At 60.6% G+C, this 15,555-nt stretch carries 16 protein-coding genes; 8 read left to right on the top strand and 8 right to left on the bottom strand.

Annotated features, from left to right (window positions below):
* Window positions 1-20: 20 nt before the first annotated feature.
* On the bottom strand, window positions 21-1,466 hold the full coding sequence (gene betB / locus RPE78_RS09965) for a betaine-aldehyde dehydrogenase (RefSeq protein ID WP_406720467.1): 1,446 nt from the start codon (window positions 1,464-1,466) through the stop codon (window positions 21-23).
* Window positions 1,463-2,044 (bottom strand): transcriptional regulator BetI, encoded by a 582-nt coding sequence (gene betI / locus RPE78_RS09960; protein WP_339109325.1) that lies wholly within the window; start codon window positions 2,042-2,044, stop codon window positions 1,463-1,465. The genes betB and betI overlap by 4 nt, the downstream gene beginning before the upstream one ends.
* Before the next feature lie 102 nt (window positions 2,045-2,146).
* On the opposite strand from betI, the gene choX reads away from it, so the two are divergent.
* The 3 genes from choX to choV all read left to right on the top strand — a co-directional run bounded on the left by choX (window position 2,147) and on the right by choV (window position 5,079).
* Window positions 2,147-3,076 (top strand): choline ABC transporter substrate-binding protein, encoded by a 930-nt coding sequence (gene choX / locus RPE78_RS09955; protein ID WP_406720466.1) that lies wholly within the window; start codon window positions 2,147-2,149, stop codon window positions 3,074-3,076.
* An 85-nt stretch (window positions 3,077-3,161) separates the two neighbouring features.
* The gene (gene choW / locus RPE78_RS09950; protein WP_406720465.1) at window positions 3,162-4,025 is read left to right on the top strand and encodes a choline ABC transporter permease subunit; all 864 of its coding nucleotides are present in this window, start codon (window positions 3,162-3,164) and stop codon (window positions 4,023-4,025) included.
* Between the two features lies 1 nt (window position 4,026).
* A complete protein-coding gene (gene choV, locus RPE78_RS09945; RefSeq protein WP_406720464.1) occupies window positions 4,027-5,079 on the top strand; it encodes a choline ABC transporter ATP-binding protein in 1,053 nt (350 codons plus the stop codon).
* A gap of 66 nt (window positions 5,080-5,145) precedes the next feature.
* On the opposite strand, the gene RPE78_RS09940 is transcribed toward choV, so the two are convergent.
* Window positions 5,146-6,096 (bottom strand): DMT family transporter, encoded by a 951-nt coding sequence (locus RPE78_RS09940; protein WP_406720463.1) that lies wholly within the window; start codon window positions 6,094-6,096, stop codon window positions 5,146-5,148.
* A 51-nt stretch (window positions 6,097-6,147) separates the two neighbouring features.
* Window positions 6,148-6,753: a LysE/ArgO family amino acid transporter gene (locus RPE78_RS09935; RefSeq protein ID WP_406720462.1), complete on the bottom strand. Its 606-nt coding sequence runs from the start codon at window positions 6,751-6,753 to the stop codon at window positions 6,148-6,150.
* An 84-nt stretch (window positions 6,754-6,837) separates the two neighbouring features.
* On the opposite strand from RPE78_RS09935, the gene RPE78_RS09930 reads away from it, so the two are divergent.
* Both RPE78_RS09930 and RPE78_RS09925 read left to right on the top strand, forming a co-directional pair.
* Complete coding sequence (locus RPE78_RS09930; protein WP_406720461.1) at window positions 6,838-7,713, top strand: LysR family transcriptional regulator ArgP; 876 nt, start codon at window positions 6,838-6,840, stop codon at window positions 7,711-7,713.
* A gap of 42 nt (window positions 7,714-7,755) precedes the next feature.
* Window positions 7,756-8,877 (top strand): alpha-D-ribose 1-methylphosphonate 5-triphosphate diphosphatase, encoded by a 1,122-nt coding sequence (locus tag RPE78_RS09925; protein WP_406720460.1) that lies wholly within the window; start codon window positions 7,756-7,758, stop codon window positions 8,875-8,877.
* A gap of 30 nt (window positions 8,878-8,907) precedes the next feature.
* On the opposite strand, the gene RPE78_RS09920 is transcribed toward RPE78_RS09925, so the two are convergent.
* Window positions 8,908-9,828, bottom strand: coding sequence for a manganese-dependent inorganic pyrophosphatase (locus RPE78_RS09920; protein ID WP_406720459.1), 921 nt, complete (start codon window positions 9,826-9,828; stop codon window positions 8,908-8,910).
* 101 nt (window positions 9,829-9,929) lie between these two features.
* The gene (locus RPE78_RS09915; protein ID WP_406720458.1) at window positions 9,930-10,937 is read right to left on the bottom strand and encodes a TraB/GumN family protein; all 1,008 of its coding nucleotides are present in this window, start codon (window positions 10,935-10,937) and stop codon (window positions 9,930-9,932) included.
* A gap of 233 nt (window positions 10,938-11,170) precedes the next feature.
* On the opposite strand from RPE78_RS09915, the gene groES reads away from it, so the two are divergent.
* From groES to RPE78_RS09900, 3 genes are all read left to right on the top strand, one after another.
* A complete protein-coding gene (gene groES / locus RPE78_RS09910; protein WP_339109315.1) occupies window positions 11,171-11,458 on the top strand; it encodes a co-chaperone GroES in 288 nt (95 codons plus the stop codon).
* 58 nt (window positions 11,459-11,516) lie between these two features.
* Window positions 11,517-13,166 carry a chaperonin GroEL gene (groL, locus tag RPE78_RS09905; protein WP_339109314.1) on the top strand — a complete coding sequence of 550 codons (1,650 nt, stop codon included), beginning with the start codon at window positions 11,517-11,519 and terminating at the stop codon, window positions 13,164-13,166.
* A 300-nt stretch (window positions 13,167-13,466) separates the two neighbouring features.
* Window positions 13,467-14,699: an EAL domain-containing protein gene (locus tag RPE78_RS09900; protein WP_406720457.1), complete on the top strand. Its 1,233-nt coding sequence runs from the start codon at window positions 13,467-13,469 to the stop codon at window positions 14,697-14,699.
* Window positions 14,700-14,709: 10 nt separating this feature from the next.
* Here the strand turns inward: RPE78_RS09900 and RPE78_RS09895 are convergent, their stop codons facing one another.
* The gene (locus tag RPE78_RS09895) at window positions 14,710-15,060 is read right to left on the bottom strand and encodes an H-type lectin domain-containing protein (protein WP_406720456.1); all 351 of its coding nucleotides are present in this window, start codon (window positions 15,058-15,060) and stop codon (window positions 14,710-14,712) included.
* Between the two features lie 96 nt (window positions 15,061-15,156).
* Window positions 15,157-15,555 carry a F0F1 ATP synthase subunit epsilon gene (locus tag RPE78_RS09890; protein WP_339109311.1) on the bottom strand — a complete coding sequence of 133 codons (399 nt, stop codon included), beginning with the start codon at window positions 15,553-15,555 and terminating at the stop codon, window positions 15,157-15,159.

Raw genomic sequence — 15,555 nt, 5'->3', positions numbered from 1 at the left:
CAGCCCCCCTTGCCCGTGTGTCACCAAGGGCTGTCGACAGGGTTCAACCCGACATAGACACCTTTGACCTGCGTATAGGCCTCGATCGCGTGACGCGAATTCTCGCGCCCGAAGCCCGAGGCCTTCACCGGACCGAAGGGCATCTCCACCGGCGTCAGGTTATAGGCGTTGATCCAGGTGGTACCCGCCTCAAGCCCCGCCACCACACGATGGGCCCGCGCCAGATCACGGGTAAACACACCCGCCGCCAGACCGAATTGCGTGTCATTGGCGCGCGCCAAAACCTCTTCCTCGGTCTCGAACTCCAGCACCGACATCACGGGGCCAAAGATCTCCTCGCGGGCGATGGTCATATCGTCCTTCACATCGGCAAAGACGGTCGGCTCGACGAATTGCCCGTCCAGAGCCTTCCCGCCACAGACCAGACGCGCACCCTCGGCCTTGGCCTTCTCCAGATAGCCCGCCACCTGATCATATTGGCGCTTGGTGATCAGCGGTCCGAAATCGGTCGCCATATCCATCGGGTCGCCCATACGGATCTTGGCCGTACGCTCGGCCAGCTCTGCCAGAAACTGCTCCTTGATCGACTTATGCACAAAGACGCGGGTCCCGTTCGAACAGATCTGTCCCGAGGAATAGAAATTCCCCAGCATCGCCGCCCCAACGGCATCCTTGATCGAGGCATCCTCGAAAACGATCAGCGGCGATTTCCCGCCAAGCTCCATCGTCACATGCTTCATATGCGGAGCAGCCGCCTCATAGACCTTGGCCCCCGTCGGCACCGACCCAGTCAGCGACACTTTGGCAATCCGCGGATCGGTGGCAAGCTGCGCGCCCACCGCGCCATAGCCCTGCACGACGTTATAGACGCCCGCGGGCACACCGGCCTCGATGAAGATCTCGGCCAGCTTCAGCGCACCAAGCGGCGTCACCTCGGAGGGTTTGAACACCATCGCATTACCGGTCGACAGCGCGGGCGCGGCCTTCCAGCAGGCGATCTGGCTGGGGTAGTTCCACGCACCAATGCCGCCGCAAACGCCCAGAGGCTCACGCAGCGTATAGGCGAAATCCCCGCCCAAAGGCATGGTCTCGCCGGTCAGCGTCGCCGCCAGACCCGCGAAATACTCCAGCGAATCCGCCCCCGACGGCCAATCCGCTACCAGCGTTTCCTGCAAGGGCTTGCCGGTATCCAGCGTCTCAAGCGCTGCCAGCTCGTCATTGCGTTCGCGGATGATCGCCACGGCACGATTGAGGATGCGCCCACGCTCGGCCGGAGCCAGTGCCGCCCATTCCTTCTGCGCCCGCACCGCCGAGGAAATCGCCTTTTCCATCACCGCAGGCGTGGCCGCATGCAATTTCGCGATTGTCTCGCCGGTATAGGCATAGGTGACCTCGATCACCTCGCCTGCGGTATCCTCGATATAGTCGCCATCAACAAAATGGCTTGCTTTGGGTTGTGCCTTCACCGGTGGCCCTCCAACTCTCTATCCAGATATTCCATGATGATGCCGACCGCCCGCTTGGGGTCGGCAGGGCCATCAACCAGAGCGGCGCGGATATAGACGCCATCGATCAGCGCCCCCAGCCCCTCGGCCACAGCCAGCGCATGCGCCCCCACCAAGGGACGGAGCGCAAAAAGAAGATTCGACCGCAGCCGCCGCTGGTAAATCGACAACAGCCGCCGCGCATTCGCGTTTTTCTGAGCCAGAACGTAGAAATTCAGCCATGCCGAGATCGTCGCCTGCTGGAAACTGGCCTCGGCGAAGTTCCCACGCACGATGGCGCGCAGTCGCTCTTCGGGATCGGTCTTGCCGCGCAGCGCCCCGCGCACCTCCTGCCCGTAGGTCGCCAGAATATGCTGCATCGCCGCCAGAAAGATCTGGTCTTTTGACCCGAAGTAGTGATGCGCCAAGGCCGAGGACATGCCCGCCCGCTTGGCGATCTGCGCCACCGTCACCTCGAGCGAACGGGCCTCGCCGACACAGGCGATGGTCGCGTCGATTAACGCTGCTTTTCTAATCGGTTCGGCGCCAACTCTGGGCATTTGCTTTATTCCTGACTCAGAAATGACTTGCATTCCTTGGCTACAAGATAGTTTATTGACTCGTCAATCAAGAAAAAACATGGCAAAATTCTGGAGTACTGTATGACCTATCGTTCCTTTCTTCTCGCGGCTGCTGCCTCGATGACCCTTGCGGTTTCGGCACAGGCGAAAGGATGCAACGACGTGGTATTTTCCGATGTTGGCTGGACCGACATCACCGCGACAACCGCTGTAACGACGAAACTTCTCGAAATACTGGGCTACAAGACCGAAACGCGTGTTCTATCCGTGCCCGTCACCTATTCTGCCCTTGCAAGTGGCGATGTTGATGTTTTCTTGGGCAACTGGATGCCCACGATGCAGGCCGATATCGCCCCCTATATCAAGGCTGGCACTGTGGACACGGTCCGCACGAATCTGACCGGTGCCAAATATACCCTGGCCACCAACGCCGCCGGAGCCGCCCTCGGAATCAAGGATTTCGCGGACATCGCCAAACATGCCAAAGAGCTGCGCCACCAGATCTATGGTATCGAGCCGGGCAATGACGGAAACAGGCTTATTGAAGACATGATTGACGCAAACGCGTTCAATCTTGCCGATTTTGACGTAGTCGAAAGCTCGGAACAAGGGATGCTGGCACAGGTTGGCCGCGCGGTCGACCGCGAGAAACCGATTGTCTTTCTGGGCTGGGCACCACATCCGATGAACACCAATTACGACCTGACCTACCTCTCCGGAGGGGATGACTGGTTTGGTCCGGATTTTGGCGGGGCCGAAGTGCGCACCAACACGACCGCAGGCTATGTCGATGCCTGCCCCAATGTTGGCAAGCTGCTGGAAAATCTCGAATTCTCGCTTGAGGCTGAAAACGAATTGATGGGGGCGATCCTGGATGATGGTCAAGACCCCGACAAGGCTGCCCAAGCTTGGCTGAAGGCGCATATTGCGGCCGTCTCTCCTTGGCTCGAAGGGGTAACCACCCGCGACGGCCAGAACGCATATGCGGCCTTTCAGGCGGCAATGAAGTGATAACAGAGAGCGGTAGAACCTCTGCCGCTCCGCCTCGCTCCGGATACCGGAGCGGGAACACAGGGAATGACGGAGTAAACGCATTATGGAATGGTTCCACAGGATCATAGCCTATTTTGTCGATGACGACGGAAAGATCCGCATAGGCGATGGTGCCGAGGCAACGGTCGACTGGCTGAAGACCCATGCCGCCGGTTTCTTCGACTGGCTGTCGATGGTTATGGAAACCCTGATTGACGCGGTATTGTGGCTGCTGCAGACCCCGCCACCGCTGGTATTGATCCTAATTTTTGTCGCCCTGACATGGGGCCTCCAGCGCAGCTGGAAGAAATGCCTGATTGTGGCGCTGGGGATGCTGTTCATCCTCAATCAGGATTATTGGGAAGACACCACCGAGACGCTGTCGCTTATTCTTGTAAGCTGTATCGTCTGTATGGGGATCGGGGTGCCGCTGGGGATTCTGGCCGCGCGCAAACGCTGGATCTATTCCGGTATGGAGCCGGTGCTGGACCTGATGCAGACGCTGCCGACCTTTGTCTATCTGATCCCCGCCGTGATCTTCTTCGGCCTCGGCATGGTTCCGGGCCTGATTGCCACGGTGATCTTCGCATTGCCCGCCTCGATCCGGCTGACCTATCTGGGGATCTCCTCGACCCCCACCGCGCTGACCGAAGCCGCCGAGGCTTTTGGGGCGACCTCTTTCCAGAAGCTGTGGAAGGTCGAGCTGCCCGCTGCCTTCCCGCAGATCATGGTTGGCCTGAACCAGACCATCATGCTGTCGCTGTCGATGGTGGTGATCGCGACCCTCGTGGGCGCAGGGGGCCTTGGCACGCCGGTGATGAACGGGCTCAACCGGATGAAACCCGATCTGGGCTTTGAATCGGGCTTTGTCATTGTGGCGCTGGCGACCGTGCTGCGCCTGATGCTCGAAGTGCGCAAGGAGAATTAAGATGGCCAAAACCGCAATCGAATTCGCCAATGTCTCCATCGTCTTCGGCGACGAGCCCCTTTCGGCCCTGCCCCATATGGATGCGGGCAAGACCCGTGCCGAGGTCAAGGAGGCCACCGGTCAGGTGCTGGGCGTTCATAACTGCTCGCTCAAGGTGGCCGAGGGCGAAATCCTTGTGCTGATGGGGCTTTCGGGCTCGGGCAAATCGACGCTCTTGCGCGCGGTCAACGCGCTCAACCCCGTCTGCCGTGGCTCGGTGCTGGTGAACACGCCCAAGGGTCGTGTCGATGTCAGCCATGCCAAAGGGGCAGAGCTGCTGAATGTGCGCCGCCACCAGATCGCGATGGTCTTCCAGCAATTCGGCCTGTTGCCGTGGCGCTCGGTGCGCGAGAATGTGGGGCTTGGTCTGGAACTGGGGGGCATGTCCAAAGCCGCACGCCGCGCCAAGGTCGAAGAGCAGCTTGAACTGGTAGGCCTTGCGCAATGGGCCGATGTGCGCGTGGGCGAGCTGTCGGGCGGCATGCAGCAGCGCGTGGGTCTGGCCCGCGCCTTTGCCACCGACGCGCCGATCCTGCTGATGGACGAGCCCTTCTCGGCGCTGGACCCGCTGATCCGCGCCAAGCTGCAGGACGAACTGCTAGAGCTGCAGGCCAAGCTGAAGCGCACGATCATCTTCGTCAGCCACGATCTGGACGAGGCCTTCAAGCTGGGCAACCGCATCGCGCTGATGGAAGGCGGACGGATCGTTCAGGTGGGCACTGCCCGCGAGATCATCGCCAATCCGATCGACGAATATGTGCAGGACTTTGTCGCGCATATGAACCCGATGGGCGTGCTGACCGCTGAAGATCTGGCCGAAGATCCCGCCGACGCGCCTCCTGCAAACGGGGCGGCAGGCGTTGCCGCAGCGCCGGTCCTGAATGCCCATACGCCGGTCAAGGAGGTCATGCATCTTTTGCGCACCCATCCGATGGTGGCGCTTGAGGATGGCCGCAAGATTACCCGTGAAGGTGTGATCGGCAAGCTGATCGACCCGCAGGGCTCGGCTGCCTGACCTGCCAGCCCTGCCAGAGGCCCCCAAAAACAGCTCCCGAAACGCGCGCCCTTGCGGCGCGCGTTGTCATATCTGCTTGGTGGCCCCGCTCAGGGGGGTGACACGGCGGCGCAATCGGGCCTCGCGCCAAGCCATATAGCTGACCGAAAGCACGATGATCCCGCCGCCCAAAAGGACATAGGGATCAATCGCCTCGCCAAAAACAAACCAGCCCGCAAGCGCCGCCCAGACAAGCTGTAGGAACACGACAGGCTGCGTCGCACTGACAGGTGCCGCCGCAAAGGCCCGCGTCATCGCATAATGGGCCGAGGTCGCCAGCACGGCAACCAGCCCCAGAAGCCCCACCTGCGTTCCTGATACCGGCTGCCATTGCGCCATCGCCAGCGGCGCCAGACAAAGCGCGACCACCAGCGTCAGCATCCCCACAATCTCGGTGGGCGCCGCCAGCCCCGTCAGCCGCTTGGCCAGAAGATAGGAGCCGCCAAACATCACCGCCGCCGCCAGTTGCGACCAGTGGCCGGGGGTGATCTCGCGCAGGCCCGGACGCAGGATGATCAGCGCCCCCAGAAGCGCCACGACAATCGCCATGATCCGCCGCCATGCCAGCCCCTCGCCCAGCAAAAGCGCCCCACCCAAAGTGACCACAATGGGATTGAGATAGCCGATGGCCGTCACATCCGCGATCGGAATGCGCGCCATCGCATAGAACCACAGCACCACCCCCGCCGCATTGAACGCCCCTCTCAGCCCGAAGAGCGCCCAGATTTTCGGGGCATAGCCACGCCGACCGATTCGCACCAGCACCGGTGCCATGAACAAGATCCCCCAGGCGTAGCGGATGAACGATGCCTGTGCCGCAGGCAGGCCGGTTCCGAGATGGTGCACGATGACATTGACCAGTGCAAAGCACAGCGTCATTGCCAGCATCCACAGGATGGCACGCAAGGGCGCATGGCCCGATGCCGGCGCAAAGGCGGGGCCACAGGCTTGGCGGGCGGAGGGAGACGTCTTTTCCATGACCGGATCATTGGCAGGCCCCGTGCGGAAGGCAAGCACTCAGATGTATGCTTACATTTCCATCAGGGCCAAACGCCCTGCTACAGATAGCAGTAGACAGCCCACGCCGAAATCCAGAACCTGCCACGCGCGGGGATTGGCAAAAAGCGGTGCAATCAGCCGCGCCCCATAGGCCAGCGCGAAGAAAAACGTGAAAGAGGCCGCCCCCGCCCCCAGCCCGAATTCCAGCCCCTGCGCCGGAAACTGCGCCGAAACCGCCCCCAACAACAGCACCGTATCAATCCAGACATGCGGATTGGCCCATGTCAGCACGACCATTACGGCCAGCACTTTGCGCAAAGGCTCGGAGGTCGCGGTCGCGGGGTCCAGATGCGCCCCGCCCTGCCATGCCGCCCGAAAGGCGCGCAAAGCGTAATAGGTCAGAAACACCACCCCCAGCCAGCGCAGCACATCCCCGAGCCATGACACAGAGCCCGTCAGCGCGCCAAAGCCCGACACCCCCAGCGCAATCAGCACCGCATCCGAGACCGCACAGAAAAGCGCGACCGCAAAGACATGCTCGCGCCGCAATCCTTGGCGCAGAACATAGGCATTCTGCGCGCCAATCGCCACAATCAGACCAAGCCCGATCCGGAACCCTGCAAAAGCTGCTTCCATCTGCCTTCCTTTCGTTTTGCGCCCTATCGCATGGGGCGGGTTTCAGTCATACTGAAATGAACTAACCCAGATTAAGGCAGGCTAATGCTGGACTATCCCGCGCTACAGGCTCTGGCCGCTGTGATCGAGAGTGGAAGCTTTGAGGCAGCCGCCCATGCGCTGCGGGTCACGCCCTCGGCCGTGTCCCAGCGGATCAAGACGCTGGAGGACCGTATGGGCGCGGTTCTGGTGGTGCGCGGCCAGCCCTGTTCGGGCACCGCGCAGGGGATGCGGCTGGCGCAGCATCTGGCACAGGTGCAACTGTTGGAACATAGCCTGACGGAGCAAGGCGAGGCGCGGCTGCGGGTGGCGATCAATGCTGACAGTCTGGCGACTTGGGCGCTTCCGGCGCTGGCGGGGCTTGAGGCGCTGTTCGATCTGGTGATCGAGGATGAGACCCAATCCGAAGGCTGGCTGAAACGCGGCGAGGTTATGGGCGCGGTCACCACCAATGCCCACGCCGTGGCGGGCTGTGACATCGTGGCTTTGGGCCGGATGCGCTACATCCCCTGCGCGACGCCCGATTTTATCGCGCGCCATTTCCCGCACGGCGTCACGGCGCAGGCGCTGACCGAGGCGCCCGCGCTGGTGTTTTCCGCCAAAGACGGGCTGCAGGCCGCTTGGGCGCGGCAGCACTATGGGGTGACCCGCCCGCTGAAGCGCCATCAGATTGGCGCGACCCATGACTTCCTGCGCGCGGGGCTGTTGGGGATGGGCTGGGCACTGCACCCCCATATGCTGGCGCGGGACCATCTGGCCTCTGGCGGGCTGGTCGCGCTGGATGAAACTCAGGCCGAGGTGCCGCTTTACTGGCAATTCCTGCGCAACCTCAAAGAGCCGCTGGCGCCCTTGTCGCGCGCCTTGCAGCAGGCGGCCAAAGCGCAGATGGTTTCGCTGGCCTCAGGCGCCCACCCGCGTTAGGGAACGCCCATGAAGACGGCGCCCAAGCAAAAGGAGAACGCCATGAGCTGGCAGATCACAGGCGGGCAGATCCTGCATGATACCCTGAGCGAAGGCGCGCTGACGCTGGCCTCGGGCGTGATTGGCACGGGCACGGCGCGTCACCAGCTGGATGCGCGGGGCTTCTGGATCCTGCCGGGGATCGTGGATCTGCATGGCGATGCGTTTGAACGTCACTTGGCGCCGCGCCGTGGGATGGTCTCGGATCTGGGGGCCAATCTGGGCTTTGTCGAGGGCGAACTGGCGGCCTGTGGCATCACCACCGCTTGGCTGGCGCAATTCTGGTCATGGGAGGGCGGCATGCGCGGCCCCGAGTTTGCCACGCGGCTGGCCCATGCGCTGAAGGCGACCGATCTGCGGCTGGATATGCGGATGCAGCTGCGGCTGGAAACCCATATGATCGATGATCTCAAGGCGGTGGTGGATCTAGCCAAAGAGACGGGGCTGGATTATCTGCTGTTCAACGATCACCTGCCGCATAAGGCCTTGGAGTCTGGCAAGAAACCGCCTCGGCTGAACGGATCGGCGCTGAAGGCGGGGCGCTCGCCCGAGGCCCATCACGCGATGATGCACGCGCTGAAGGCCCGTGATGCAGAGGTCGAGGGTTTTGTGCGTGCGGTGATGCAGGCCCTGCCCGATCTGCGGTTCGGCTCGCATGATGATGACGCGGGGCTGCGGGACGTTTGGGCCGCGCGTGGCGTGCGAATTGCGGAATTTCCGGTCTCGCGCGAGGCGGCCGTGGCGGCCCGCGCACAGGGACATGCGGTGATCATGGGCGCGCCCAATGTCCTGCGAGGGGGGTCGCATAATCGCGGCTCGGTCTCGGCAGGCGATCTGGTGGCGGAAGGTCTGGTGGATGCGCTGGCCTCGGATTACCACTACCCGGCGATGATCGGCGCGGTCTTTGCGCTGGTGGATCGCGGGATCTGCGATCTGGCGCAGGCGTGGCGGCTGGTATCAGAAGGGCCTGCACAGGTCATGGGGCTGACGGATCGCGGCATCCTTGAGGCAGGCAAACGCGGGGATCTGGTGATCCTCTGCCCCGAGCGGCGTCGCGTCATGGGCTGTTTCGCCGCCGGTCGTCCGGTGTTTCTATCGGGCGCGCTGGCCGAGCGGCTGGGGTAAGAGGGGCGGGGAAAGCCCCCGCCCTACCCTTCAGGCTTTCAGATTCGGGATGATCTGTTTCTTGCGCGACATGATGCCGGGCAGAACGACCGTATCGCCCGAAACCGAGCAGTCGAAAGAGGCTTCGGCGATCTGCTTCACGGTGTCATTGGGCACCAAAAGCGTGGCCTCTTCGTTCAGAATGTCGATGATGAACAGCAGCACCTCATCGGCGCCATCTTCCTTGGCCACGGCGGGCATTGCGCCCATCAGCGCATCCTTACGGTCCAGAAGAAGTTGCGGCGCGGTGGTTTCCAGAACCGAGACGCGCAGCCCCGTCGTACCCACGGTATATTCCTTGGAGTCCATGCGCAGAAGTTCGGCATCAGAGAAGGCCGAGACATCGGATTTCGCTTCGAACATCTTGGTCGCCAGATCATTGATCTCGATGCCCAGATCCGCGGCCAGTTTCTCGCAGACGGCTTTGTCGTGATCGGTGGTGGTGGGCGAGCGGAATTCCAGCGTATCAGACAGGATACAGGCCAGCATCGCGCCTTTGATCCCCGCAGGTGCCTTGGCCAGATCCTCGCCGATCAGGTCATGCATGATGGTCGCGGTGCAGGCCAGCGGGCGGATGGTGATATCGATCGGGCCTTTGGTTTCCAGACCGCCGACCAGCTTGTGGTGGTCGATGATCGCGGTGATATCGGCAGCATTGATGCCCTCGGGCAGCTCGGCGGGGTTATTGGTGTCAACGATGACAACCTTCTCGCCAGCCTCAACGCCCGAAATGATCTCGGGCTTGTCCAGACCGAAATGCTCCAGCACGAAGGCCGCTTCGGTATTGGGTTCGCCCAAGAGGCAGGGCTTGGCGTCGATGCCTTTGATCTCGTTGAGATACCACGCCCAGATGATGGGCGAACCGGTCGAGTCGGTGTCGGGAGATTTATGGCCAAAAACCTTGGTGGTCATCGGATTCCTCGGATTTGAATGACTTTGGGCAATGTCTTAGACGCTGGATTAACACTTGTCACCTAGCAGCGATGGCTTATGGCACCTATCGGCAGGCGGCGCTAGAAGCCCAGCTTCCGCATTTGCGGCGAAACCTTCCAGCCATCGCGCTCCAGAAGTGCCAGCACCCCGTCCTCGCCCACCATATGCAGCGCACCGGCAGCAACCATGATCGGGCCTTTCGCAGCCGCCTCTTCGATCTCGGGCACCCATGACCGATTGCGCCCGGCAATCAAAAGCGAATGGGTCAGCGCCAGTTGCCGCTCGACCTCTGCCGGTGGATCACCGCGCTCCAAGGCCTGCTGGCGTTCGAATTCCCAGATCAGCTGCACTTCGCCGCGCGCGTAAAGATCGGCCATCGTGGCCATCGTGGCATCACCATCCTCGGTGGCCGCCAAAGTCGATTGCAACATGGCAATGGCGTCTTCTTGCGACAGCCCGTCCATCACCCGAAACAGCGTATCATAAGGCTCAAGCGCCACAATCGGCACGTGCTGTCTGGTCGCTTCGGCGATCAGCCGCTTGTCCACCCCGCCTTGGCCCGCCTGCAATGCCTCGATCATACAGCGTGGCATCGCCAGTGTGATCATGACGAATGCCGGTTGCATCTTGGCCAGAAGTGGCCCCGGAATGCCGCGGTCTTTCCCCGCCTTGCGCAGGGCCTGCCAATCGGCTTCCGGCAGGATGTCGGGCAGGGTCTTGTCTGTCATGAACATCAGATCGGTCCGCTCGGCCATAGCCTTCTGCAAGGCCGCCTCTTCGTCAGGCCCCGCCTCGACATAAAGCGCCTTCACCCGACCGAATTCGGCCTGCACCTCCTGCAACAAGGCGATGTGACGCGAATCCGGCACGTGATTGGTGCCGATCAGCAAAATGGACTGCCGCCCCTTGGTGGCGCGCCACACAAGCCCCTGACCATGCGTCACGGCATGCGCCCGTTCCAGCATCGTGGCACGGACTTCGCGGGGCAGCGCGTCAAAAAGATTTGCGCCAGAACAGGCCGCATGTGCCGCGACCGGCCCGAAGAGACTGCCCAGAAGCATGGCCGAGCGCAGGATTTTACGTAGCATCTTCAAACTCTTCCCCAGTTGCGACACCAGTGTATCGCAGCGCGCGGCCAATACCAGCCCGAAGATCGGCCATCCGGCCAGACAAGAGCCAACGCTCGGTTTTAAAGATTGACGCAAAAAATTCCGCGACGGGGTGTTGACATGTTCGGGGGGCAATGCCTAACTCCGGCATCGTTAGCACTCACCAACAGCGAGTGCTAAAAGCAACAACACAGATTTTGGGAGTGACCCAGATGGCATTCAAACCGCTTCATGACCGTGTTCTGGTCAAGCGCGTCGAGAGCGAAGAAAAGACCAAAGGCGGCCTGATCATCCCCGACAGCGCAAAAGAGAAGCCGGCAGAAGGCGAAATCGTTTCCGTGGGCGAAGGCGCACGTAAGGATTCGGGCGAGCTGATCGCACCCTCCGTCAAAGCAGGCGATCGCGTCCTGTTCGGCAAATGGTCGGGCACCGAGATCACGCTGGAAGGCGTTGAGTACCTGATCATGAAAGAATCCGACATCATGGGCATCATCGCGTAAGTCCAAGGACTTACCTGAACCCTGATTTCAAGAAATTCCAGTCAAGGAGCCAAAGAATATGGCAGCCAAGGACGTAAAATTCGGCACCGACGCACGCAATCGCATGCTCAAGGGTGTCAACATCCTCGCAGACGCAGTCAAAGTGACGCTGGGCCCGAAAGGCCGTAACGTCGTTCTCGACAAATCCTTCGGCGCACCGCGCATCACCAAAGACGGTGTTTCGGTCGCAAAAGAGATCGAACTCGAAGACAAGTTCGAGAACATGGGCGCGCAAATGGTCAAAGAAGTGGCCTCGCGCACCAATGACGAAGCAGGCGATGGCACCACCACCGCGACCGTTCTCGCACAAGCCATCGTTCGCGAAGGCATGAAAGCTGTCGCAGCGGGCATGAACCCGATGGACCTCAAGCGCGGGATCGACCAAGCGACCTCCAAGGTTGTCGAAGCGATCAAAGCCGCGTCGCGTCCGGTTGCGGATTCCGACGAGGTTGCACAGGTTGGCACCATCTCGGCCAATAACGAAGCCACCATCGGCCGCTTCATTGCAGACGCAATGCAGAAAGTCGGCAATGACGGCGTGATCACCGTCGAAGAAAACAAAGGTATGGAGACCGAGGTCGAAGTCGTCGAAGGTATGCAATTCGACCGCGGCTACCTGTCCCCCTACTTCGCGACCAATGGCGACAAAATGGTTGCCGAGCTGGAAGACTGCCTCATCCTGCTTCACGAGAAAAAACTCTCGTCGCTGCAGCCGATGGTCCCGCTGCTGGAGCAAGTCATCCAGTCGCAAAAACCGCTTCTCATCATCGCAGAAGACGTCGAAGGCGAAGCACTGGCGACCCTCGTGGTCAACAAGCTGCGCGGCGGCCTGAAAATTGCGGCTGTCAAAGCTCCTGGCTTCGGTGATCGCCGTAAGGCCATGCTGCAGGACATCGCGATCCTGACCGGCGGTCAGGTGATCTCGGAAGATCTGGGCATGAAGCTGGAAAGCGTCGGCATGGACATGCTGGGCACCGCGAAAAAAGTCACGATCACCAAAGACAACACCACCATCGTGGACGGTGCTGGCGACAAGGCGGAGATCGAGGCACGCGTTGGCCAGATCCGCACGCAAATCGAGGAAACCACCTCGGATTACGACCGCGAGAAGCTGCAAGAGCGTGTTGCGAAACTCGCAGGCGGTGTGGCAGTGATCCGCGTTGGCGGCCTGACCGAAGTCGAAGTGAAAGAGCGCAAAGACCGCGTTGATGACGCACTGAACGCAACCCGCGCCGCTGTCCAAGAGGGCATCGTTGTGGGGGGTGGTGTTGCTCTGATCCAAGGCGCGAAATCGCTTGAAGGCGTGACCGGCGCGAATGCCGATGTCGATGCGGGTATCGCAATCGTCCGTCGCGCACTGGAAGCTCCGCTGCGTCAGATCGCTGAAAACGCAGGTGTTGACGGCGCGGTTGTCGCTGGCAAGATCCGTGAATCGAGCGACCTCAAGTTCGGCTTCAACGCGCAGACCGAAGAATATGGCGACATGTTCTCCTTCGGCGTTATCGATCCGGCAAAGGTCACCCGCACCGCGCTGGAAGACGCAGCCTCGATCGCAGGCCTGCTGATCACCACCGAAGCAATGGTTGCCGACAAGCCCGCAAAAGAAGGCGCAGGCGCGCCGGATATGGGCGGCATGGGCGGCATGGGTGGCATGGGCGGCATGATGTAATCATCCGCTTTCCATCCTTGGAAACGAAAAGGGTGCCTTCGGGCACCCTTTTTGCATTCATGCGATGCGGCGGGCCGCTTTTCCCCGAGGACGGGCGGCGCGCGCGCAACGAAGGGGCGAACAGATGCGGAACATTTCGCCCGAAACAGGCCTTTGTGCAACGTCTTCACAAATTCAGATAATTCGAAACGAAAATTCACAATCAGCGGTTGCTCGCCCATCATTCCTCTATTACGAATCGGTTAATAGGGAATTGTTTACCTTATAGAGTAACTGGTGGGCTCCGATGCAGGGTCTGATATGAATGCTGATTTCACCTCGGTATTGAACCGATCGAAACATCAAACGATCCGCGAAGCCGTCGTGGACACGCTCAAAGAATCGTTGAGCGCGTTACGCGACTATCTTGGCATGGAAACCATCTTCGTGTCGGAAATTGAAGACGGGCGCCTGTGGTTTTTGACCGTTGATGAGGCCACCCCGTTTCTGAAGCCGCTGATCCCCGGTAATGGCCTGCCCCTCAACGACACGCTTTGCTATTGGGTCTGCAACGACATCCTGCCGCATATCATCCAGTCCCGCGATCCGATCATGGAGACCGTGCGCCATCTCCGCGACGACGAGAACTTCGATATCGGGATACATGTCTCTTTTCCGATCCACATCCACCCGGGTCTGCCCTTCGGCACCATCTGCTGTTTCTCCAGAAAGGAACGCCCGCCGCTGACCGATGTAGAGCTGAGAATGTTCCGCACGATGGCCGAAATGATTTCCGCCAATCTGCGCTTGCATGCGAAGATCTCCGGACTTGACGAGCCGCTCTGCGAGGATCTGGCGCAAACCCTCCGCAAGCCTGCAATCAGCCCTGTCTTCCAGCCCATCAAGCGGTTCGAGGACGGGCATATCATCGGCTATGAGGGGCTGTCGCGTTTTCAGGAAATGCCGCAGCACAGCCCGCAAGACATGTTCGCTTTGGCGCAGAATTACGGCATGGGACCAAAGCTGGAGCTGAACGCCGCAAACTGCATCCTTGACGAGGCCGAGCGTCTGAACCTCACCAGCCTGATCAGCATCAACCATTCGCCGGACAGCCTTCTGGCCCCGTCACTGCAAAGCCGCTTCGAAGCCTATCTGGAAGGAAATGCCCAGCGTGCACTTGCTGTAGAGATTTCGGAACAAGCGGTCATTCAGGATTTCGCACGGCTTGGACGGCGGTTGGATGCCTTACGGGCGCTCGGCGTCAAGATCGCGCTTGATGATGTCGGACAAGGCAATGCAGGGCTGGCCCATATCCTTGCGCTGAAACCCGATCTGATCAAGCTCGATCGTGTGATCGTCGCCGAGCTGGCCAATCGAAAGGAAAACCGTGCGATGGTCAGTGCGCTATTGCAGTTTTCGAAAGAGACCGGTTGCGAGCTGATTGCGGAAGGGATCGAGACCGAAGACGAGAAAGCGATCCTGATGGATCTTGGTGTGAAATACGGTCAGGGCTTCTATCTGGGACGGCCGGCCCCGCTGCCCCGCCAGCATTAAGCACGACGCCTCAATAAACATCCCAGTCGTCATCATGACGCACAGGACCGATGGCAAGCCAGTCGGCGCGCACCCGTGCCACCTTGCTATCCCCCCATGTCCGGAACACGATCACAAAGCCTTCGGTGGTGATCATATCCGCTGAGATATCCATACGCGGATTATGCTGCTGATCGATATCCCACATCGAAAGCGTGACCTGAACTTTGGGAGGCATCGCATAGGCCTCGTCAAAACTCACCACGCGGCGCAATTCGCGCGGGCCGGTGCCCGTCCACATTTTGCCGCCATCCTGATAGTCCGAAAAAAGCACCAAGGTCCCTTGGCCGATGCCAACCTGTTGTGCGTCAATTTTCAGCATCAAGCCGCTCCATCCGTCTTTCAACCCGACCATATACCGATAAAGTAAAAAAAAGCCCCACAAATTTGTGGGGCTCTTTCTGTGATGTGTCCGGAATTAACCGAGCATATGTGCCCCGAGGGCTTCCATGTCGGCAAGCATCTTCGCGGTCATCTCGGCAACCGAAGGAGTTGCCTCCGCATGTGCCTTGCGCGCTTCGTCAACGAGTTGCGCGGCAATCTCTGCCGTGAACTCTGCCGCAGGAAGGGCACGCTCGGCCAGAACGGCAATACCGTCTTGCGAGATCTCGGCAAAGCCGCCAGTGACGGCATAGCTTTCTTCCCCCGCTTCAGACACGATCGTCAGCTTGCCGGGGCGCAGCGAGGTAATGACGGGCGCGTGGCCCGGCATGACCGTCATGTCGCCTTCGGCCCCCGGAACGAGAACCTGCGTGGCTTGAACGGAAGCGAGCTTCCGTTCGGGGGCCACGAGATCGGCTTGCATCGTATTGGCCAT

This window comes from Thioclava litoralis, assembly GCF_045278885.1.
GTDB classification, from domain to species: domain Bacteria; phylum Pseudomonadota; class Alphaproteobacteria; order Rhodobacterales; family Rhodobacteraceae; genus Thioclava; species Thioclava litoralis.
This window is presented reverse-complemented; position numbering and strand designations above follow the sequence as displayed.